The sequence below is a fragment of the Dysgonomonas mossii genome (genome assembly GCF_004569505.1).
Classification (GTDB): Bacteria; Bacteroidota; Bacteroidia; order Bacteroidales; family Dysgonomonadaceae; genus Dysgonomonas.
Window position 1 is genome coordinate 191,695 of record NZ_SPPK01000003.1, and the last position, 22,968, is coordinate 214,662.

The window sequence follows — 22,968 nt, forward strand, 5'->3', positions numbered from 1 at the left end:
TTAAAGCTGAAATTACTTAAAGCGAGAATTAGCAAATAAAGGAAAAACACGATGTATGAAGCTTTCTGTATTGTTCTATATTTCTTATACCTTTCCATAATCAGTGGCATTTAATATGTTACAAACTATAAGAAATTGTATTTTCTTAATGATCAAACGAGAAGTATATTCATACGCAATCCTTTCTTTAGAATCGTTTTTAATTTAGGTTAAGAGTAAATATAAGATTTAAAATGTAGATTTACAAATATTTTATAGAGTATTCACAATACGTCATACCTCCAAACAAAAAGGCTCGTAATGAATTTTCACTACAAGCCTTTGCTATTCTGTTAATGTTTGCTTATTCCACTCCTTGTATTCTGAACGAATAACCTAGGTTCTGATTAGCCGGAATCATGTATTGCGGCAGTGGCAGAGGTCCGCAACTTGCGTTACCTAGACCTTGTTGAATACAATCCAGACTTAAATAAACTTCGGGTTTACGGATCTCATTCAATTTGAAATCATGCACGGCTTCCCACAACGCCTGATCGGTGAAATGCAGAGCACTAAATCCTAACCTGTCTTTCGATTGGATTTTAATCCCTTTCTTATTTTGGTCTGTGATGGTAACCCATCTTACTTCTTCCCTATTACCCATGCTTTGCGCTCTCACATAGTGCTCTTGCTCCATTCCTTTTGCGGTGGTCTGATATTGCCCTATATATGCAGAAACCTTTCTGTCCCAATAGTTTTCGTGAGGGCCACGTCCATAATAACGGACATTTTCCATTCCCTCCGGCAATACGACTTGCAAGCCTAAGCGGTGAACAAATGATCCCGCAGAAGGCGACGTGAAATTCGCATCTACATCAATTGTTCCATCTCCGTAGATCGTATACTTTACAGTATATGGGATTCTTACTTCCTTCGGACTTTTTATTGTAGCTGTAGTGGCAGACAGAATAGTTACAGATTTTTTGTCCGGCGACAGTTGATAACTGAACATCGGTTTGTCATTCTCTGTCGTATAATAGTTCTGATCGGTGTATTTGTCGTTATTCACACTACGATACCAGTTGAGGTTAAATCCGCTTTGGTTGTGTATCATTTCCTTTCCTCCATATTGAAGAGAAGTCATTATGCCTGTTTGTGAGTTGAATGCAGTCTTGAAATTACGGCCGCCTATTACAAGGTTGTCACCTTGTGTGCTCACTTGTACGTCACTCATAGATGATGTATCAACCGAAGATAAAGGCTGTCTGCCGTTCAGTGCAAACTGTGCTGACGCCATTTCGTAGCCTGCTTTTTCCCAATTCGTATCGTTCTTTAGTGTGAAGTATATATTCAATAGATACTCGCTTCCGGCATCTAGATTTTTATTATATGGGACAGTGATTGTCGTTTTTTGGTTCGGTGCTAAGTCTATTGAAGGCATTGTTCCCGATTCGGATTTAACCCCATCTTTAAGAACCTCCCATTTTATATTAAACTCATTCAGATTGGTAAAGTCATACTTGTTTTCAATCTCAATTTTGCCTGTATTCAACGATAGTTCACGGAATTTGATGTATTGATATATTTTCTTTATCTCCAGCAGCTTTGCTGTAACTCTACGATCGGGAGTTGTTAATCCGTTACATACAAAGTCGAAGTCATTTGGTTTGTCTCCAAAATCACCTCCTAGGTAATATTGATTGTCCGGTTTTCCGTACATGTTCAATCCCTGATCTACCCAGTCCCAAACGCATCCGCCTATCATACGTTGCGATTTGTTTTCTATATAATCCCAATATTCGGCAATGTTGCCCGGAGCATTCCCCATCGAGTGAACATATTCGCACAAGAAATAAGGTTTGTCGGTATCTCTTTGGTCAAAAGCAGCCATACGTGCCAAATCGGGATACATGTGAGAGTCTATATCGGCTACTTCATTCTTGCCTTCATAGTGAACGGGGCGTGATGGATCGAGCAGCTTAGCAACTTTATACATCTCATCAAAGTTGTCGCCATTTCCACCTTCATTGCCCAAAGACCAGAAGATGACGGACGGATGGTTCTTGTCTCGTTGTATCACTCTTTCTATTCGGTCTTTGAATGCAGGAATCCAGCTCGGCATACCACTTATCGAATGATTTCCATGATTTTCGAGGTCGGCCTCATCCATTACATACAATCCGTAGTAATCGTATAACGCATACATCCTTGGGTCGTTAGGATAGTGGCTCGTGCGTATTGTATTCAGATTATGTTGTTTCATCATCACGATGTCCTGTATCATCGATTCTACAGGCACCGCTTTTCCGAATCTGGGATGAATGTCATGCCTGTTTGTTCCTTTAAAGAAAACCTGTTCATTGTTGATATAAACACGTTTGTTCTTGATCTCTATTTTTCTGAATCCAAACTTCGAGGACATTGCTTCCAATACATTTCCATTATTGTCTTTCAGGGTAATGATTGCAGTATAAAGGTTCGGCTTTTCGGCAGACCATAATGAAGGGTTCGTAACACTTGCCTGTATATCATATTCCTGTTCTTGGTTTGCCTTCAATGCTCCAACAGGTTGTGTGATGTTTGCAACCTCCTTGCCTTTAGTATCTAAAAGTGATACACCTAGAGTTGTCGCTTGAGATGCTTTTTTATAATAATTCTTTATCGAAGCTTTCACTTTGAAAAGGGCAGAGCTGTAATCATCACCTTTAAAATCTGACTGTAAGAAGTAATCACGTACATGTACTTTAGGTGCTGCGTATAAGTACACCGGACGATGAATTCCACTCAGGCGGAACATATCCTGATCTTCTATATAGCTAGCATCCGTCCAGCGATAAACTTCGGCAGCAATGGTGTTTGTCCCTGCTTTAACGTAATTTGTAATGTTAAATTCGGCAACATTGTTCGCACCTTGGCTATAGCCTACTTTTTTACCGTTGATCCATACATATATTCCACTGTATACACCATCGAAGTGTAAGATGATTTCTTTGCCATCCCAATCTGCCGGAATAGAAAAATCACGGCGATACGATCCTACGGGATTTACTTCTATCTCGTTGGTGTATCCTTTTTGCGGTTGTATAAATGGAGGATTATTCTTGAATGGATAGGTTATATTCGTATAGATGGGTGTTCCGTATCCGTGCATTTCCCAGTTGGAAGGCACAGGTATTTCTTTCCAAGACGAAACATCATAGTTTGTCTTATAGAAATCTTTAGGACGTTCCGAAGGTTTTTTTACCCAATGAAATTTCCAATCACCATTCAGAGATAAATACAAGGATGATGACGGTTCTTCCCACGGTTTATCGAAGCTTTTATCTTTTTTAAGGCTTTCTACAGAAGGGAAGGGGATATAAGTTACGTGTCCGGGTTCTTTGTTTATTGCAAAGATTGTTTCATTCTCCCAGTCGTTTTTACTTGGTTTTAACTTTTCCTCTTTAGGCGGTTTGATATTCGTAGGAACCAGCCTCCATGTTTGAGAAGAGTTTGGAAGTTGCGACAACTGCGCGCCGATGGCATCCTCTCCGGTGAAAGCCAGTGCCATTTGGCTTGCTTTATGAATGATGGCAAAAGCACCTGTACCTGTTACATTCAATTGCCATTGCTGGTTTATGTTTGACTTGTTACTGTCCCACTGAATGATTGGGTTGCCATTCCCTGTTGTCGTATTGTTGTTGTCAATACTTTTGTAAATAAAGGGGTTGGAGATCATGTAAGAACCGTTTGTCAACTTTTCTATTTTCCACACTTGCCCTTGGCTGCTCTTTTCATTTTTGGACAAATAAAGAGATGCGGCATTGTCGTGCACGTCTCTGTTATCTACTACAAAACCTGAGGGGCTAACAATCTTGTATAAGATGTTTGGGTTTATTTCCTGAGAGAAGAGTTTTGGGCATATTAACATACTCAGGAAAAAACAAAAATAAATAATTCGCATTCGCTTTAATTTTTAATAAATTCTGTTTTCTGATACTTTAAGGGTGTTTTTTCGAATGTTAAAGATAATATTTATATTCATAATAATACTAACCGCTGCCCCACATTCCCGATATATTGTATATTCTCTCATCAATTCATTTTTCTGGCAACTGTAGGGGCGATCCCTTGTGATCGCCCGAATATAAACGGGCAGAGACAAGCCACTGCCCCTACTTATTCATCACTTTTCTAAATAATTATCTATTATAAATAACATTATTATAACAGATATGGCAAAGTATACTGAAAAACTGGCAGAAAAGATTGTCTCGCTGATAGAAGAAGACACATACTCTATCACAGAAATTTGCAAACACCTGAAAATAACGCGCAAATCATTCTATGAATGGAGAGACAAGAAACCCGAATTTAGAAAAGCAATAGAAGCGGCAATTGAAAGCAGGGATGAGACACTGGCAATCACTGCCCGCCGATCGTTAAAGAAAAAGCTGGAAGGTTATACACTCACCGAGATACGGACTACCTATGTTCCTGACAAAGAGAATCCAGAAAAACTAGTACTGAAAACCCGGGTAGTCAGACAAAAAGAATATGCCCCCGATACACACGCTATCAGGCTGGTATTGTTGCACAACGAAACAAAGGAAGAAGAGAACAAAGAGCACAAGCCTTTAACGATAATCGTACAAGACCCCAAAACGAGAGATAGTTTGAATGAGCTGCGTGAAAAACTGATGAATAATAATGTACCAGTCGAAAAGAAAATAGAAAAGGAAGAGTTTATTTCTGAACCGACCGAAAAAATATCGCATTCTGATAATTTGCAGGATGTACAGATTGAAGAGGACGACGAAACAGTAACCCAAAAGAAAGAAGAATCGGAATATGTCTTTATCAGAGATTATTGCCTCCCTCCGCCCCATCTGTACCGAAAAGTGAAAAGGAGCGAAGTGAAAGAAGGTGACATAATACGACCGGACTGAAAAGTGTCACTTTTGTCACCTTTTTCTCAAACCACAGCGTAAAAAGAGCAACATAGCGTTTCTTCTAATGCAACAAATACGTGATTCTTTTTTTAATTAGTTAATAGAAAGATTATAGCATGCTGAGGTAATCCGAAAAAGACGAATATAAATCCTTTTTAGTACTTATTAAAAGTTTACATTCACTTATACTGAAAATTTCTCCTAATAAATGAATATCTTTGCATAAAATCGGGAAATAAAAACGACAACCTGTATGTCTAAAACCGCAGAAAGACCTAAATTTATATTGCTGAATGTCGGTTATTCGGAGCTAAATGCAAACTGGAACTGGAAGTCAGTGTATAGTCCTTTTGCCCGTATATATTATGTAACCGGAGGCAAAGCGATCACATACATCAACGGAGAGCCATTTTCTCTGAAACCGGATCATCTATATCTTGTTCCTCCGTTTACAATGCACGACAATGAGTGCGATAGCTTCTTTTCGCTTTACTATATTCACTTTTATGAAGAAACGGTGAGAAAGGAATCGATATTCGATCAATACGATTTTCCGATAGAAGTTAAATCCGACTCATTAGGCTTAATGCTCAACAAGCGATTGCTTGAAATCAATCCGGGAAGGCATTTGAGGCATTATGATCCCAAACTGTATGATAACCCTCGTACATTTGATCAGTATGTGGCAGATAACAGCAAGATGTCGATACACTCGAGATATGAAACGCAAGGAATTTTGTATCAGCTTATATCCAGATTTTTCACATTAGCTAAAACTAAATCGGATAATAAAGATGTGCGCATAAGCAATACACTCAGGTATATACATGAAAATACAGGGAAGGATATTACATTGGCCGAGCTTGCAAATGTAGCTTGTGTTTCCGAAGATCATTTGATTCGGGTATTTAAGAAAGAAATGAACTGCACACCCCTCAGATATGTGAACATGAAAAAGATAGAAAAGGCTCAACTACTTCTGCTTACTACCGATATGCCAATAAGGGATGTGGCAATGGAGCTGTCTTTGGATAATATCTCTTATTTCAACAGGGTTTTTAAGCATCATATAGGAAAGACTCCCAGCGAATACAGAGAGACATATAACAATTTATAATTAAACGCTTGCCGATCGTTTTTATACTATATTGAGAAATATAGGTGATAGATAATATCGAATTTGTACTATTGGTTTATCGGAAAAGTAGAAGTGGGTGACACTCTAATTGTTTATTTTTGTATCTACCTCAGGTATATAAAAAGCTCATATTAATTAAATTGAGAATGACCTTAATGTCTAAAATAAAAACAAAATGAAGAAGTATTTTTTATTGTTTGCTTTAATATTCGTTATGGCAAATTTGTCCGCACAAACGAAAGCCGGAAAACCCGATGTTAAGTGGTTTGAAGATGCCCGCTTTGGTATGTTCGTCCATTTTGGACCTTATAGCGTGCTGGGTGATGGCGAATGGGTGATGAACAACCGCCCGATAAAAACGAATGAATATAAGCGACTCCAAGATTTCTTTAATCCGCAGGAATTTAATGCGGCAGAGTGGGTTCGGATAGCTAAAAGCGCAGGTATGAAATATATTGCGTTTACCTCTCGTCATCACGATAGTTTCAGTAATTGGGATACCAAGCAGTCGGATTGGAATATAATGAATACCCCTTATGGCAAGGATATTGTTAGGCAGCTAGCTGATGAATGTCATAAACAAGACATGAAACTTGTATTGTATTATTCGATTCTGGATTGGATGCGTTCCGACTATCAGTATGAAACAGGACGTACAGGAAAAGGATCGGGACGTACAGAAAAAAGTGATTGGAACAGCTATATTAATTTTATGAAGGCGCAGTTGACTGAGTTGTTAACCAATTATGGACCAATAGCCGGTATCTGGTTTGATGGTCATTGGGATCAGACAGAACATGAAAATAGAACAGATCAGTCTACTTATGTTGATTGGCATTACCCTGAAATATATGAACTGATTCATCACCTACAACCTGAATGTTTGATAGCAAACAATCATCACTTACCTCCTTTTGAGGGTGAGAGCTATCAGATATTTGAACGTGATGTGCCGGGCGAAAATAAAGGAGGGCTGAGTGGACAAGAGGTGTCTAAACTTCCGTTGGAAACATGTCAGACCATAAATGGATCTTGGGGATTTGATATTACTGATGATAAATATAAATCGACAAAGGAACTTTTGCATTTGCTTATCCGTACAGCTGGGACAGGCGCAAACCTGTTGTTGAATGTAGGCCCAATGCCGAATGGAAAGATTCAGACGGAATGTGTAGAAAGGCTTCAACAAATGGGAGAATGGATGGATAAGTACGGATATACTATATATGGTACAAAGCAAGGCTTTACTCTTCCTCAATCGTGGGGAGCAATAACCAATAAGGGCAAGACCTATTATATTCACATTCTGGAGAAAGATACTCCATCCGTTACATTAAACATTCCTAACATAAAGTCGGCGAAGTGGCTGAATGTAGATTTCAAGCTTGTTTGGAATAGAGATAAAAAGACCGGAGATGTGACATTTACAATCGATGGAAAGCTGGATGATATAAGTTCGATTATAGAAGTAGAGGTAAAATAACAGGCTATAGCAAATACAAAAATGAGACTTGGATTTGCCGTTGATTGCATCCAAGTCTCGTTATTATATAAGTTTATTGTTTCGTTTAGTGCAGTAATATTGCTTTCAGCTTTTTCCTCTTCTCGGGAGTCAGCTTCAATTCATGGAGCATGTAGTCTTCTACCGATCCCCGTTTTTCTCTGATGCAGGAGATACCATATTTCAAGTATGCTAAATCTGTTCGTGAAAGCATTGTGAAAGCTTCTTGCCGCGATTCTGAAAGGCTATCAGCATTCCTTACCAGCTTTGTGCGGTCGATCACCATATCTGAAGCCATATAGTCGTCTTCTATTATATCCATAGGTACATCGAGTGCTCTGAGCAGGAAGAATGTAGCCAGCCCCGACTGGTCTTTGCCTAAGTAGCAATGAAAAGCAATCGGGTAATTGTTTTCATCGCATAGGTAGTCGAAGAATTCTGCATACTGACTGGCAAAGTTGTTGATCATATCCTTGTATGTGTCCTGTGTATATATAATAGCATCACCACGAAGGAATCGGCCATCCATTACTTTTTGTGATATAGAGTTGTATCCATTATAAGCAATAGGAATGCGGATGTTTTTGAAGGCTGTATATCTTTCTATATTTTTCTTCATTATATCCTCCGACCTGAGGTCAATAACGGTTTTTATTCCTAGGCTACTCATTTCTAAACTGTCATGAGTTGTCATGCGGAAAAAGTTTCCGGAACGGAATATCTTACCCCATCGCACACGTTTGTTATCGTTTGTGATGTATCCGCCAATGTCTCTGAAGTTTTGAATACTATCCATTTCAAAGAATCGGTTTGTAACAACCTCAGAGAGTACGCCTGCGACCTTTATGCGGAAATATTTTCGTTTTTCAACAGTGTCCGATTCATTCTTTATAACGGCAATGTAGTCATTCGAGTTGGTTATCAGTTTTGCATTTGAAGGAAAAGAACTGTCATTATCCGAAACGAATATTTCAACAGGAGTGTTGTCTACTTCCGGATACAACTCCCATTTCAGGATGTAATTTCCTTTACGATCCTGTTCACACATTACTGTCACCGTAGTTGGGTTAGGGGAGCAGTTGTATAAAAATAGTATGCTTATTAACGAACTTATTAGCTTAATCTTCATGAAAATAACTATTTATCACACTGTTGTATTTCAACAAAGATACATTAGTTGTAAATCCTTATCAATACTTTGTGTCTTTTTTGTAAACATTTATCTTTTTTTACATATTCTCTGTTTTAATCGGCCAGTTAGCAATATTTCAACTAATTCTGTATATTTGTCATGGTTTTATAAAAATCCTCTTTAGCATTTGCTATCATTATCAAGAAATGAAACTTTAAGGAATCAATGGATACGGCTATATTAAAGGCGCAAATAATACGTGATAAGTATACTAAAGCCGCAAGTTTCAGACTGGAAACTGAAGGTAATTGGTCCTTATACGCCGGCGATTCATTCGATAGTATAAACCATAAAGAGCCAATACTTATCGGTAATGGTAGTGGGATATATCCTTTGAATGTGAGCACATCCATTCGTATCTATTTTGAGCTGCATAACAATGGCGGGATTCTAAATCTGTCTGAACGCCATCTCCCAATGGAAGGGTGTTATAATTTTCGCGACTTAGGTGGCTTCAAGACCAAAGACGGTAGATATACTAAATGGGGTAAATTGTTTCGTGCAGATGAGTTGTCCAGCCTGACCGATGGCGATATCGCTTATTTGGCAAGTATTCCTATAATATCCGTTGTAGACTTTAGGGCACAAGCAGAAACGAAACGTTATCGAGATAATTTACCATCAACAGTTCAATTTACGTATCCCATTGCCATTACTCCGGGTAACCTGAGTAGTGAAGGCATACAAGCGAATCTTCTGAAAACGAATATCGACAGCCATATGAAACACATGAACCGTCTGCTAGTAAGTGACCCGGCATGTGTGCGAGCTTATCGGATCTTCTTTGCCATCATACAAAATAATCTGAGTGCTCCATTAGTCTTTCATTGTTCTGCCGGTAAGGATAGGGCGGGTATGGCAGCTGCTCTTGTTCTATACGCATTGGGAGTTGATGAAGAAACTATTATGCAAGATTACCTTTCTTCCAAAATATACCTGAGTGATAAATACGATGCATTCATTGCCAAGTATCCACGAGCGGAACCTATTTTTACAGCGAAGCGTATGTTTTTGCAAGCCGGTATTAACCAGATAAAACGAGATTATGGGACTATCATGAATTTCCTTACTAAGGAGTTGAAGGTAGATCTTATAAAGATGAGACGACTTTACCTAGACTAACATTCTTCCACAGTTGATATAAAATCATATCGACTCTAGGGGTAATATATCAATATCTTCCTGAATTATGTTTTTTTAAACATTCAGCACCATAATAGGCTTAATAGAGTAAACAAAGAGTTGCATTATATCGTTTTATAATATGCAATGCGTTACTTGTATTGAGAGAACGATCATAGGTAGCGTCTATGTCAGTATCTAGATATTCAATTGTATATATTTGGAATTCTCTCTTTTTATTATTATATTTGTCTATATAAAAACAATTTTAATAAATAAATTTTATCATCATGAGTACTTCAACATTAAAAGAAAAAAAGAATGTATCAGTAAATGCTGATATTGCAAAATTTGTTGGAAAGATGTTTTCTTTCAACAATAGTTTAAAACTTTATCATTGGCACGTTACAGGTAAGGGCAGCTATGCGCAACACATTGCATTAGACCAAGCCTTGGAAGACCTTCTTGACGTTACAGATCGTCTTGTAGAAACTTCTTATGCAGTAAAGGGAGATTTAGATATTGTAATTCCTGAAACAGCTAATCCTGCAGACATAGTAAAACATGCCGAGGAGTTTTTCAAATATACTGAATCTCAGAGAGAGTTGTTTGCAGAAGCTTTTACACAGGCAATTATAGATGACTATCAAGAAGCTATACAGCAATTGCTTTATCGCCTAAAACGTCTCCAATAATTGACCAATAGTTTCCGCAATGATAATAATATTGAAAACGGGAGTCTAGAATAATAGACTTCCGTTTTTTCATTTAAAAGAGAAAACGAACATCTTTAATTTCATATATTTGCAAATAGGTAAAAACTATACCTAAGTATTAAATGATAGGTTATGAAATTCTATAGATTTTTTGCTTTGTCTCTTTTAATCATACTTCCTTTTCAAATGAAGGGAGATAATGGTGTAATATATCAGAAAGAAGACTCTTTGACTTTTGTTCGCTACATTGAGCAATTTAAACCACAGAAAGACCTTCCCTTTAATCAGTTATTGATAAAAACTGCTAAGTTCTTTCTTGGCAAGCCTTATGTTGCATCTACTCTGGAGGCTTCAGGCGATGAAACTCTCATTATAAATCTTAGAGAGCTGGACTGTACAACTTTTGTCGAAAATTGTATTGCTCTCACACGTGTCATAAAATCAGGAGATAGTTCTTTCGAAAACTACTGCTCTTGTTTAATCAATATGCGTTATCGTGGCGGAGAAATTAAGGGCTATACTTCTCGTCTTCATTATACAAGTGATTGGATATATGAAAATGAAAGGAACAATCTATTGAGAAATATCAGTACAGATATCGGAGGTAAAATAGTAAATCATCCGCTGAGTTTTATGTCGGGACAACCTCAATCGTATAAACATCTGAAAGATAATGAGGCAAATGTCTCAAAAATGAAAGAAATAGAAAGAACAGTGAATAACAGGAATAATTATAGAATTATTCCTGTTGAATCTATATCTAACAATAAAGAAAAAATAGAGAGTGGTGATATTGTTGTATTTGCGACCTCACTTCAAGGTCTTGACTATTCTCATATAGGTGTTGCATATTGGCAAAACGGAGAACTTCACTTTATACATGCGTCGAGTAAGCAGAAGCAGGTTGTGATAGAGAAGAAGACTTTGGTTGAGTACTGTGCCGACTCAAAAAGCTGTTCAGGAATAAGTATACTCAGGATCAATAATTAATAAAATGGAGCAAAATAACAAAGGCTTATTATACGGAATGGGCGGTTGGGCCCAACTTTTCTTTTTTATTTTCTTAGCTTTCTCAGGGCTAATATTTACAACTTTAATAATTTCTCTTAGTGGACACTTGGACGAATTGAACCAATCTGTAAAGATTACAAGGATGGCATTGACTGTCCAGGCTTCATTTTTCTTTATTATACCTTCGCTGGTATTTGCTTTTTTGTCACAGAGCAATACTAAAGAATATCTGAAAATAGATGAATCTTACAATGTTACTTTTCTACTATTAGGAGTTTGTTTAATAGTCGTAATACAGCCTCTTATCAATTTTATTGGATACTATAATCAGCAGATCGTATTACCCGAATCGATGTCTGCTATTCAGACTTGGATGAAAGAGAATGAGCTGGCGGCAGAAAAAACGACAGGTCTTTTATTCCTCGATAAATCAATGGCCGGGCTTATCCTAAATTTATTAATTATTGCAGTGGTTGCCGGGCTCGGTGAAGAGCTCTTTTTTAGAGGGTGTTTGCAGCAAATCATACAAAAAATAGTAAAGAATCAACATTTTGCCGTTTGGATAGCTGCGATCGTTTTTAGTGCAATGCATTTTCAGTTTTATGGATTTATACCTCGTGTATTACTCGGAGCTGTTCTCGGCTATATGTTTGTTTGGTCAGGGACAATCTGGGTTCCGGTTGTGGTACATACTGTAAATAATGTAATAGGAGTTGTACTCGCATTTGTATATTATGGAACACCTCAATACGAAGATTTGAGTGTTTACTCTTTGGAGAAAAATATGTGGATTACGATACTTAGCCTTATTTTTACTGTTATCCTTATAATATTTATGTACAAGAAGCGATATAAGACACCTGAAAATGCGGAATTACGTTAAGTTTTAGTGACAAATAGTTATATTTGCATCTTTATATTTATATAGTGCTATGAATGTAACAGAAGGAAAAGACGGATATGGATTTATGATTGATTGGATAATTCGCATTGGCGATTTACTTCTTATCAACATATTTTTTTTAACAGCATTTTATATCTACCATGAGCCGATACATATGACGACTGTGTATTCCGAAGAGTTCATGATAGCATTTTTGCTTATAAACCTATGCTATTTTTTTGTAGCTTCCTTTGTAAATGTTCAGATTGCAACCAATGTTATATATTTAGATAATATCGCGCAGAAATCTACTATATTTATTGCGCTATATGCATTCTTGGTTACTACCGGATTTTCTGTATTCAACGTAGTTGCTATCCCTGTTATACCATGGATTATCGGCTTCTTTATCCTTGCTACATCGTTTATTATTTGGCATATTATTTTCAGAATAGCCCTAAAATATTATCGTAGAAAAGGTTACAATTATAGGCAGGTTGTTATAATCGGAGGTGGTACGAATGGGATAAAAATACATGAATCACTATTGTTCAGTGACTTTGGATATAAAGTAATGGGTTTCTTTGACGATAACCCGGATAAGAAAGATGTATTGCCAAATTATTTAGGAAAGGTGTCTGAAGTTAGAGCATATGTTCAGCAGGTGAAGATTGATGAAATCTTCTGTACCTTACCTAATAACAAGGAAGAGACGATAGTGGATCTAATTACTTATTCTGAAAAGAATATGATTCGTTTCCATTTAGTTCCTGAGTTTCATAAATATATAAAGCGGCGTTTTGCTCTAACGTTCTTAGAGTCTACTCCAATTCTTAGTCTTAGAAACGAGCCTTTGCAGCATTTTTCTAATAGATTGGTAAAACGGTCTTTTGATCTTATTCTTTCTGTATTTGTCCTTCTTACAATATTTCCTATTGTCTATATCATATTTGGAACAATAATCAAGGCAACATCGAAGGGGCCGGTCTTTTTTAAGCAGAAAAGAACAGGAAAGGGAGGCAGAGTTTTCAACTGTTATAAATTCAGGTCTATGCGCCCGAATAAGGAAGCTGACAAATTACAAGCTACTTCAGGAGATCCGCGCGTGACAAAAATAGGCGCTTTCATGCGGAAAACAAGTATAGATGAATTTCCTCAATTTATCAATGTACTAAAAAATGATATGTCAGTTGTGGGGCCACGCCCACACATGCTTAAGCATACGGAGCTTTACTCTTCTATTATCGATAAATTTATGGTGCGCCATTTGGTGAAGCCCGGTATTACAGGATGGGCACAAGTCACAGGATATAGAGGCGAAACCAGGACTGTTGAGGAAATGGAAGGTCGTATCGTTAGAGATGTTTGGTACCTCGAAAACTGGACATTTTTCCTCGATCTGAAAATCATTTATCTGACCATTGCAAACGTCTTTAAAGGAGACCAGAATGCTTTCTGATCATTCATTATTTAATTCCTCTAGCATCCAAAGCCTTGATATATAAAGACCTGTTTCTTAAATGCTCCTGATAATTTGCCGCAAAATTATGATATCCTGAAAAGTCTTCTTTTGCACACATGTACAGATAATTATGTTTTGTATAGTTCAGTACAGCATCTATCCCTTTGATGGATGGAATACGAATAGGGCCCGGAGGCAATCCTTTTACTCTATAGGTATTATATGGAGAATCAATTTCGGTATGCACATTTAAAATACGGCGTAGACTAAAATCGCCAACAGCAAACTTCACAGTAGGATCTGCTTGCAATACTTGCCCGATGTGTAAACGATTCATATATAGACCTGCAACTTTAGGGTATTCATCCGAATATGTACATTCTTCTTCCACAATAGAAGCAAGCGTAGAAATCTCAACAGGAGTCAGCCCTATTTCTTTTGCCTTCTCTAAACGATCGTTAGTCCAAAATTTTTCATATTCTTTCTTCATTCGCTGTAGAAAATTATCGATGGTTACATCCCAGTAATATTCGTACGTGTTGGGTATAAACATGGCCACTACAGTTTGAGGATTAAATCCGAGTTCTTTGCATTTAGTAGAATCTTCCAGTGTGTTAAGTAAAGTTTCTTTATTTATCATTAGCTGCTCTGAGATGCGTTGAGCTAGATCTTCCTTTGTCCGTATATTATTAAACTTGAGTTTTACTGGAGCCTGATGTCCACTTCGTAAGTCTTTTATTAAATCATATACACTCATGTCCGGCGTTACAGCATAGCGTCCGCTTCTTATATTCGATTTGTAATCTAATAAAAGAGCGAGTATGTCAAAGCTCGAAATGCTTTTTATTTTTGCACTATCCTTTATCTCTTGGTGCAATGTATTATAATCTTTGTCATCATCGATATATAGATATACAGTTTTATCTATATTGAATCCGGTACTAAAAATCCGGTATCCATAAAAGAATAAACCTATAACAAGAATGGCCAGAATAATATATATACTTTTCTTTTTCATAAATTTTACTCTTTAGTTTATGTTAATCTTTTAATAATAAAGAACTATCTCCATAACTTAGAAAACGATAATCAGAGGAGAGGGCATGTTCGTATATATTTTTCCAATTATTGTTACCTAAAAATGCTGATACTAACAACAGGAGTGTACTTTGAGGTTGATGGAAGTTGGTTACTATGCCATCTACTATTTTGAACTCATAGCCGGGTGCAATGATAATTTGAGTATCTGCAATCAGCGTGCTTAGTGAATTCGCCTCTAAATATGCTAAGATATTTTTTAAAGCATCCTTTTTTGATAGCCTGTTGTTCGAATCACTGTAGGGCATCCATTGTGATACGTGTAGATGTGACTGCTTTTGGCTTTCGAGTGATACTCCGATATAGTAGAGGCTTTCGAGTGTGCGAACGGATGTTGTGCCTACTGCGATTACTTTTCCTTCGAATCTTATTAGCTCTTCAATGAAACTCTTTTGTACCGATATAAATTCAGAGTGCATTACATGATCTCCTATTTCATCCGATTTTACCGGGCGAAAAGTTCCGGCTCCTACATGGAGAGTAACCTCTGCCAGTTTCATGCCCTGATCCTTCAATGATTTCATGACTTCGGAGGTAAAATGAAGCCCTGCTGTAGGTGCGGCAACAGATCCGTCTATTTTAGAATATACGGTCTGATATGTTTGTTTGTCTTGTTCTTCCGTTGCCCTGTTTAAGTATGGTGGAATTGGTAATTCTCCCACAGCATCAAGCAGCTCTGAAAATGTCACTCCTTGATTATCCCACTCGAAGTCTATAACGTGAGCGTCACCATGAGATTTTGTACGGGTAGCCGTGAAGTTTACAATTTGCTCATTTACATTTATTTGCCGGGTAAGGCTTCCCTCTTTCCACTTCTTGAGGTTACCGATCAAGCATACCCATGAGCATTTTTCAGTTTGTTGAAAATTTAGCTGATAGTCGTTCGGTATACAAGGTTCAAGGCAGAATATCTCTATCTGAGCTCCGGTTGTTTTCTGAAAATGAAGCCTTGCTTGTATTACTTTGGTATTGTTAAATACCATAAGACAATTTTCGGGCAGAAAATTATTTATATTACTGAAAACAGTATCGGTTATTTTCTCGTTCTTATATACAAGAAGTTTTGAGTTATCCCGTTTAGTCAGGGGATATTTGGCAATACGGTTATCCGGAAGATTATAATTATAATCTTGAATATGTATTTTTTGAGGGCTGGATATTTCCACTTATTACTTTTTTTATCCGACAAAAATAAGGAACTTTGCGTGAATAAAAAAGCTGAATAATAGCTTAAAAAAGAATAATTAAGATTTATGAAGATCGGAGATAAAGTTCGTTTCCTCAATACTACAGGTGGTGGTGTTGTACGGGGATTTCAGGGAAAAGATATTGTGTTGGTAGAAGATGAGGAAGGGTTTGATATTCCCGTTCTTATCCGTGAGACAGTCTTGATAGAGCCTGCAAACGATATGCAGGTGAGACAATCGACCAAATCTTCTCAGCAAACGTTTGTTCAGCAAACATTAACGATAAAGCAAGAAGAGGAATATAAGCCCGAGGAGACAAAAGAGGGAGAGCTCTTGACTGTCAATCTTGCTTATCTGCCTGTGGATATAAAGAGCCTTAGTAATACAAACTTTGAGTGCTATCTTATCAATGACAGCAACTATTATTTGTCGTACAACTATATGGGTAGGGCTGAAGCAGGATGGGTTAGTAGAGCTACAGGGGTTATTGAGCCGAATACGAAACTCTTTCTCGAAGAGTTTGAGAAGGCAGAGTTGAATGATATAGAGAAGGTCTGTTTACAGTTTTTTGCGTATAAAAAAGGGAAGCCCTATTCTTTAAAAAATGCATATTCTGTTGAACTTCGGATTGATACAGTTAAGTTTTACAAACTTCATAGCTTTAAAGAAAATGACTATTTCGAAGATGATGCTATGCTATATTCTATTGTTCGTCGCGATTTGGCAGAAAAAGAATTTATTATTTCTCCCGAAGAAATAGCTTCTGCTATGCAAGAGAAAGAAGTCTCGCAACGTCCTCGCATACAGCCAATCGTAAAAAAAGAACAAAGTACGATTATTGAGATTGATTTACATGCGGATGAATTAATCGATAATACCCAGGGGATGTCTTCTTCTGATATTCTTGAATATCAAATCAACAAATTCAAAGAGGTGATGGATGAAAATAAGCGGAACAAAGGGCAGAAGATTGTATTCATACACGGTAAGGGTGATGGCATACTAAAGAACGCTATACTGAAAGAATTAAGCTCAAAATATAAATCAGCATATTATCAAGATGCTTCCTTCCGTGAATACGGCTATGGAGCAACGATGGTCACTATAAAGTAATTTCGAGAAAATGTAATAATTACAGACTAAAAAATGAAGAAGAAAATCTTATCACTACTTATCATCATGGCTATATTTATTAGTTGTGATAGTGTTCAAAAGAGTTTGTCGGGTACATATAACATGATAAACTGCGAGTATAACTATAAGTCAATCTCGGGTTTGACTGTTTCGGGTATTAATTTGTCGAATGGACTCTCTGTAACTTCTATACCAAAAGTAACCTCTATTTTGAGTGGAAATGCTTCCTCTATTCCTTTGAATTTTACATTAAATTTGGATGTGAAAAATCCGAATACGTCTGCTGCTATGATGAATGGGTTGCAGTACATAATAAGTGTTGACGATATTCAGCTTACTACTGGCTCTCTGAATCAAGCACTCAGTGTTGAAGCGGGACAAACCAAAACCTTGCCTATTGCAATAGGGGTAGACCTGGCAACTCTGATGAAGAATAACTCTAAAGATGCGGTTGTGAACATTGCTAAAAATTTCATCGGTATAGGAAATAAAGAATCGAAGGTCTTTGTTCAGCTCAAACCAACATTCCTTATTGGTAATGTTCCTATCACTTCACCATCCTATATACCTTTGGTATTCAATTTTGGAGGGAACTAAACAGAAGGTTAGATTGTTTATACTTTGTAACCAAACAAATGGGAATATGGAATATAATATTAAGCATAATGAACTCAATAATCGTTTTGAGACAGAAGTAGAAGGTAAGATCGCTCTTGTGGACTATAGAGTGAATGACGGAGTTTATGTGGTGACTCACACCGAAGTTCCAAAAGAGTTGGAGGGTAGGGGTATTGCAGCAGCACTGACTAAATATCTGTTAGACTATGTTCGCGAAAACGGACTGAAAGTTCATCCTGTATGTCCTTATACAAAAGTATATATACAAAAACATCAAGAATATAATGACCTTTTGGCGTAAAGGAAATGTTTATCAAAAAGGATATTAATAAAAAAGCAGCTGATTAATCAGCTGCTTTTTGTATTGTATATTGAAGCGATTACATAATTCCTTTTTCTCTTAGCTTCAATTGCCAATTCCACGCAGACTTTATTGTGTCTTCTATGTTTTCTTTGGCAGTCCATCCCAGTACGGTATTTGCACGTTTAGGATCAGCCCATATCTTTTCTATATCACCTTCTCGGCGACCTACTATTTTATAGTTTAATTTTACACCCGATACCTGTTCAAATACTTTGATAAGTTGCAGAACCGAAACTCCGACGCCTGTACCAAGATTGAATATTTCAACTTTTTCCAGTGATTTCTTTCCTGTCATACGATCTATTGCTATCACGTGCGCTTTTGCCAAATCTACAACATTGATAAAGTCGCGAATGCATGAACCGTCAGGAGTGTCGTAATCGTCGCCAAATACACTTAACTGTTGACGTACTCCTATTGCAGTTTGAGTGATATAAGGCACAAGGTTTTGAGGGACTCCGTTTGGAAGCTCTCCTATTTCTGTCGATGGATGCGCACCTATTGGGTTAAAGTAGCGTAGTATTGTACTTTTTATATCAGCACCCGAGCGTACCACATCTTTTATTATTTCTTCATTTATTTGTTTGGTATTTCCATAAGGCGATTCCGCCGGCTTCACCGGGGCTGTTTCGTCTATCGGATTCTTGTCCGGCTCGCCGTATACGGTGCACGAAGATGAGAATACAATGTTTTTGATGCCAAATTCAGGCATCAGATCGAGTAGATTGATCAACGAATTCAGGTTGTTTCTATAATATAGTAGTGGCTTTTGAACCGATTCGCCCACTGCTTTACTGGCGGCAAAGTGTATAATACCATTGATATCCGAATGAGTAGTAAACAATTTTCTCAATCCGTCGATATCGTTGCAGTCCAGTTTTTCAAAAATAGGGCGTATGCCTGTTATGCGTTCAATGCCATCAATGGAATCTGCTGTCGAATTAGATAAGTCATCAATAATAACGACAGAGTAGCCTGCGTTTTGTAACTCTACTACAGTATGAGAGCCAATATATCCGGCACCACCCGTAACAAGAATTTTTCCTTTCATTTTCAGTGTTTTTTAATTGAGCCTTAAAGATACAAAAAACATGTTGTTTGCAACTATATAGTTCTCTGATCTCAACGAAACTTTTATAAAAATAGAAGAACGAGTATCTTAAATAACAGATCTTTCGAGTAGCTTTACTGTCATATTCGTTGCATCTAATTCTGCTTTTATTCCGATGGGAAAAGTAAAGTTATTATCGATGTGTCCAAATGATAATCCATGCACTGCCGGAATATTTAATGGCTTAATCCGATCCTCGATTACTTCCCTGAGCGTAAATGAATTTGGAGCGGTTGACTTTTCTGATTTGTCGCAATCTTTATTAACTCCGATTGCAATTCCGGCAGCTTTAGTTAATTCTCCTGTAGCTATCAGTTGCGTCAGCATTCTATCAATTCTGTATGGTTCTTCTCCAACGTCTTCAATCATCACGATTTTGTTCTTTAAGTCTATTTGATAAGGAGTTCCTATCATAGAACAGATGAGAGTCAGATTGCCCCCTGTTAGTTCCCCTTTCGCCTTGCCGTGATTTATTGTATATCGTTCATATATCTTCTCTTCTTCCGCTTTCAGGAGGTCTTCCGGTGCACTTACTATTGTATATTTGTCGGTCGGATTAACTGCAATATCTTTGAATTGTTTTCTCGAATAGTCATTATCCAGTAGCTTAGCCACAGGACCATGAAATGTTATCAATCCTGTCTTTTTATATATCGAATTGATGAGGGCCGTATCGTCGCTAAATCCCATAATAAGCTTTGGATTTTTCTTGATCAGGCTGTAGTCTACCATATCAAGAATCCGGGCACAACCATATCCTCCGGCGGCAAAGATTATTCCTTTTATTTCAGGATTTTTAATCATATTGTTAAATTCCTCGGCTCTTTCTTTGTCCGTTCCACTAAAATAGCCATACTGGTCGAGGATCTTTTCTGAATATACCGGCTCAAAGCCAAGTTGCCTTATATTCTCTATGGATGATTGCAACCCGCTTTCGCTTAACAGCCAAGCCGGAGCCATCAGCCCAATTTTATCGCCGAGGTTTAATCTGGCGGGTTTTATAACTTTATTCGTTGCTTTGTATGCTTCGTTTCTTGCTGCCAATTTGCTGGGAAGCAACGAAACCAAAGACAAACCAATCCCTACATTCAAAAAGCTTCTTCTATTCATATCTCTTGTTTATGATTTTGCCGGAGGATTTATCTTCCGTAAGATCATGTTCGTTAATGTTCTGACAAATGACTAACTTAAGACAAAGATATAATATTGGCACTGTTTTCGTTTCAAGATTTCCATATTCTTCATTGATTAAAATTTAAACGATTACTCAATCCTCAAAAAAAAATCTATGTGAAAGTGTAAAATGCATCACCTTCAACTTATAACTCACAACTTACAACTCATAATCCAAAAAAACATATCTTTGTATCTTAATTTTTTTATGAAATGAAACATTTTGTGTCTTTTATTTTTATTTTATTTATGTTCGCCTCCTGTTCGTCATTGGATAGTGACGCAAAAAAAGCGGCTGAACTGAATAAAGAATCCTTGAAATATGTAAAAGAACTTGATTTAGAAAAGGCGGAAAAATTATATATGGAAGCTCAAGAAATCATATCTGAATACAAGGGCACGGATAAAAATGAGGAATTTCTGCAAGCATATTACAAGTACCTTACAGAAGAAACAAAAGCAAACTAATCTGGGAATAAATAAAATCCTATACTTATATGTCTGAAAATACGTTGAATACGGAAGAACCTAAGAAGAGTCTTAATTTTATAGAGGCTATTGTTGAGAATGACCTGAAAGAAGGTAAAAATGACAGCCGTGTACAGACTCGTTTTCCGCCCGAACCGAATGGATATTTACATATCGGGCACGCAAAAGCTATCTGCATAGACTTTGGTATAGCACAGCAGTATGGAGGAGTATGTAACCTTCGGTTTGATGATACCAATCCTGTAAAAGAAGAAGTGGAATATGTAGATTCTATCATGGACGATATACACTGGCTGGGATATGACTGGGCGAATGTATATTATGCATCCGATTATTTCCCTCAGTTGTGGGATTTTGCAGTACAATTGATAAAAGAAGGAAAAGCTTATATAGACGAGCAATCGGCCGAAGAAATAGCGAAGCAAAAAGGAACTCCTACCGAACCCGGAGTTGCCAGCCCATATCGTGACCGTCCTATTGAGGAGAGCCTCGATCTATTCCAAAAGATGAACGAAGGTGTTTTTGAAGAAGGAAGTATGGTGCTTCGTGCTAAGATAGATATGGCTGCTTCGAACATGCATTTCAGAGATCCTATTATATATCGTATTATCAATCGTCCGCATCATCGTACCGGAACTACATGGAAGGCTTATCCAATGTACGATTTTGCACACGGACAATGCGATTATTTTGAAGGTGTGACTCATTCGTTGTGTACGCTTGAGTTTGTTCCTCATCGTCCGCTTTACGATTGGTTTATAGATCAGTTGGCAACAGACAGTTATCGCCCTCATCAATATGAATTCAATAAATTGCAATTTACATATACTTTGCTTAGTAAGCGCAATTTGCGAGCGATGGTAGAAGAAGGTATTCTTAGCGGATGGGATGACCCACGTATGCCTACTATTACGGGATTCCGCCGGAGAGGGTATACTCCTGAGTCTATCCGTATTTTAATGGATAAGATAGGCTATACAAAGTATGATGGTGTTAACGATATTGGCTTGTTTGAGTTTGCTATACGAGAAGACCTCAATAAAAAAACGACTCGTGTATCAGCTGTTCTCGACCCTGTTAAGCTTGTGATTACAAACTATCCTGAAGATAAGACAGAAGTGATGGTGGCTCAGAACAATCCTGAAGATGAAAACTCGGGAAGTCATGATATCTTGTTTTCTCGCGAACTGTATATAGAGCGTGACGATTTCATGGAAGATGCTCCTAAGAAATATTTCCGTCTTACGCCGGGTAATGAAGTGCGTTTGAAAAATGCTTATATCGTAAAATGTACAGGCTGTAAGAAGGATGAGGCAGGAAATGTGATAGAGGTATATGCTGAGTATGATGAGCTCACAAAAAGCGGTATGCCCGAAAGCGGACGCAAGGTGAAAGGAACTATACATTGGGTTTCCGTTCAAGATTCTTTCGATGCTGAGGTGCGTTTATACGACCGCTTATTTATGGTTGAAAATCCAGCTGATGATGGAAGAGATTTCAGAGAACTTTTGAACCCCGATTCATTAAAAGTGCTTAAAGGCTGCAAGATGGAGTCTTATCTCAAAAGTGCTGTGGAAGGGGATAAATTCCAGTTTCAACGTACAGGCTATTTCTGCGTAGATAAAGATTCTACTCCCGGGAATATGGTCTTTAATCGTACTGTGTCTCTTAAAGATTCTTGGGCAAAGGCAAAAGATAAGTAATTAATTTTATCTATTATATAGTATTGCGTTCTTTACGTTGTGAAAATATTTCAGGCGTATGGAACGCAATTGTTTTTAGGTGACAGTTTGAAGTATCGTAAAAAGTGTCACTTTTTGCGTGATAAGTAGGGAGCTGATGTATTTCTGATTCTTGTT

At 37.4% G+C, this 22,968-nt stretch carries 19 protein-coding genes; 13 read left to right on the plus strand and 6 right to left on the minus strand.

Annotation, left to right across the window (positions count from 1 at the left end; all coding sequences use genetic code 11):
* Nucleotides 1-343 precede the first annotated feature (343 nt).
* Complete coding sequence (locus E4T88_RS10750; RefSeq protein ID WP_135105447.1) at nucleotides 344-3,922, minus strand: glycoside hydrolase family 2 TIM barrel-domain containing protein; 3,579 nt, start codon at nucleotides 3,920-3,922, stop codon at nucleotides 344-346.
* A 271-nt stretch (nucleotides 3,923-4,193) separates the two neighbouring features.
* Between E4T88_RS10750 and E4T88_RS10755 the strand changes: the two genes are divergently transcribed.
* The 3 genes from E4T88_RS10755 (at nucleotide 4,194) to E4T88_RS10765 (ending at nucleotide 7,531) form a co-directional block, all read left to right on the plus strand.
* Nucleotides 4,194-4,907, plus strand: a complete 714-nt coding sequence (locus E4T88_RS10755; RefSeq protein ID WP_135105448.1) for a terminase small subunit-like protein — start codon at nucleotides 4,194-4,196, stop codon at nucleotides 4,905-4,907.
* Nucleotides 4,908-5,163: 256 nt separating this feature from the next.
* Entirely contained in the window at nucleotides 5,164-6,027 is an 864-nt protein-coding gene (locus E4T88_RS10760; RefSeq protein WP_135105449.1) for an AraC family transcriptional regulator, read from the plus strand.
* 196 nt (nucleotides 6,028-6,223) lie between these two features.
* A complete protein-coding gene (locus E4T88_RS10765) occupies nucleotides 6,224-7,531 on the plus strand; it encodes an alpha-L-fucosidase (protein WP_135105450.1) in 1,308 nt (435 codons plus the stop codon).
* A gap of 85 nt (nucleotides 7,532-7,616) precedes the next feature.
* Here the strand turns inward: E4T88_RS10765 and E4T88_RS10770 are convergent, their stop codons facing one another.
* Complete coding sequence (locus tag E4T88_RS10770; protein WP_135105451.1) at nucleotides 7,617-8,678, minus strand: tyrosine-protein phosphatase; 1,062 nt, start codon at nucleotides 8,676-8,678, stop codon at nucleotides 7,617-7,619.
* A 228-nt stretch (nucleotides 8,679-8,906) separates the two neighbouring features.
* Here E4T88_RS10770 and E4T88_RS10775 point away from each other — a divergent pair, with 228 nt between their 5' ends.
* From E4T88_RS10775 to E4T88_RS10795, 5 genes are all read left to right on the plus strand, one after another.
* Nucleotides 8,907-9,863 carry a tyrosine-protein phosphatase gene (locus tag E4T88_RS10775; protein WP_135105452.1) on the plus strand — a complete coding sequence of 319 codons (957 nt, stop codon included), beginning with the start codon at nucleotides 8,907-8,909 and terminating at the stop codon, nucleotides 9,861-9,863.
* A 290-nt stretch (nucleotides 9,864-10,153) separates the two neighbouring features.
* Nucleotides 10,154-10,558, plus strand: coding sequence for a DUF5856 family protein (locus E4T88_RS10780; RefSeq protein ID WP_006841719.1), 405 nt, complete (start codon nucleotides 10,154-10,156; stop codon nucleotides 10,556-10,558).
* A 153-nt stretch (nucleotides 10,559-10,711) separates the two neighbouring features.
* On the plus strand, nucleotides 10,712-11,569 hold the full coding sequence (locus E4T88_RS10785) for an N-acetylmuramoyl-L-alanine amidase-like domain-containing protein (RefSeq protein ID WP_135105453.1): 858 nt from the start codon (nucleotides 10,712-10,714) through the stop codon (nucleotides 11,567-11,569).
* Nucleotides 11,570-11,573: 4 nt separating this feature from the next.
* A complete protein-coding gene (locus E4T88_RS10790; protein ID WP_135105454.1) occupies nucleotides 11,574-12,473 on the plus strand; it encodes a CPBP family intramembrane glutamic endopeptidase in 900 nt (299 codons plus the stop codon).
* A gap of 49 nt (nucleotides 12,474-12,522) precedes the next feature.
* Nucleotides 12,523-13,932 carry an undecaprenyl-phosphate glucose phosphotransferase gene (locus tag E4T88_RS10795; protein WP_135105455.1) on the plus strand — a complete coding sequence of 470 codons (1,410 nt, stop codon included), beginning with the start codon at nucleotides 12,523-12,525 and terminating at the stop codon, nucleotides 13,930-13,932.
* Between the two features lie 7 nt (nucleotides 13,933-13,939).
* On the opposite strand, the gene mltG is transcribed toward E4T88_RS10795, so the two are convergent.
* Together mltG and E4T88_RS10805 are read right to left on the minus strand one after the other, a co-directional pair.
* A complete protein-coding gene (mltG, locus tag E4T88_RS10800) occupies nucleotides 13,940-14,953 on the minus strand; it encodes an endolytic transglycosylase MltG (protein WP_135105456.1) in 1,014 nt (337 codons plus the stop codon).
* 22 nt (nucleotides 14,954-14,975) lie between these two features.
* A complete protein-coding gene (locus tag E4T88_RS10805; RefSeq protein ID WP_135105457.1) occupies nucleotides 14,976-16,199 on the minus strand; it encodes an S-adenosylmethionine:tRNA ribosyltransferase-isomerase in 1,224 nt (407 codons plus the stop codon).
* Between the two features lie 87 nt (nucleotides 16,200-16,286).
* On the opposite strand from E4T88_RS10805, the gene E4T88_RS10810 reads away from it, so the two are divergent.
* From E4T88_RS10810 to E4T88_RS10820, 3 genes are read left to right on the plus strand one after another with little or no spacing between them, the layout of a single operon-like run.
* Nucleotides 16,287-17,333 carry a DUF2027 domain-containing protein gene (locus E4T88_RS10810; RefSeq protein ID WP_135105458.1) on the plus strand — a complete coding sequence of 349 codons (1,047 nt, stop codon included), beginning with the start codon at nucleotides 16,287-16,289 and terminating at the stop codon, nucleotides 17,331-17,333.
* Nucleotides 17,334-17,366: 33 nt separating this feature from the next.
* Nucleotides 17,367-17,951 (plus strand): LEA type 2 family protein, encoded by a 585-nt coding sequence (locus E4T88_RS10815; protein ID WP_006841726.1) that lies wholly within the window; start codon nucleotides 17,367-17,369, stop codon nucleotides 17,949-17,951.
* 46 nt (nucleotides 17,952-17,997) lie between these two features.
* On the plus strand, nucleotides 17,998-18,273 hold the full coding sequence (locus E4T88_RS10820; RefSeq protein ID WP_135105459.1) for a GNAT family N-acetyltransferase: 276 nt from the start codon (nucleotides 17,998-18,000) through the stop codon (nucleotides 18,271-18,273).
* 79 nt (nucleotides 18,274-18,352) lie between these two features.
* On the opposite strand, the gene galE is transcribed toward E4T88_RS10820, so the two are convergent.
* Together galE and E4T88_RS10830 are read right to left on the minus strand one after the other, a co-directional pair.
* Complete coding sequence (gene galE, locus E4T88_RS10825; RefSeq protein WP_135105460.1) at nucleotides 18,353-19,387, minus strand: UDP-glucose 4-epimerase GalE; 1,035 nt, start codon at nucleotides 19,385-19,387, stop codon at nucleotides 18,353-18,355.
* 108 nt (nucleotides 19,388-19,495) lie between these two features.
* Nucleotides 19,496-20,557, minus strand: a complete 1,062-nt coding sequence (locus E4T88_RS10830) for a S66 peptidase family protein (protein ID WP_135105461.1) — start codon at nucleotides 20,555-20,557, stop codon at nucleotides 19,496-19,498.
* A gap of 276 nt (nucleotides 20,558-20,833) precedes the next feature.
* Here E4T88_RS10830 and E4T88_RS10835 point away from each other — a divergent pair, with 276 nt between their 5' ends.
* The gene (locus E4T88_RS10835; protein ID WP_135105462.1) at nucleotides 20,834-21,088 is read left to right on the plus strand and encodes an outer membrane protein assembly factor BamD; all 255 of its coding nucleotides are present in this window, start codon (nucleotides 20,834-20,836) and stop codon (nucleotides 21,086-21,088) included.
* 29 nt (nucleotides 21,089-21,117) lie between these two features.
* On the plus strand, nucleotides 21,118-22,812 hold the full coding sequence (locus E4T88_RS10840) for a glutamine--tRNA ligase/YqeY domain fusion protein (RefSeq protein WP_135105463.1): 1,695 nt from the start codon (nucleotides 21,118-21,120) through the stop codon (nucleotides 22,810-22,812).
* Nucleotides 22,813-22,968 lie beyond the last annotated feature (156 nt).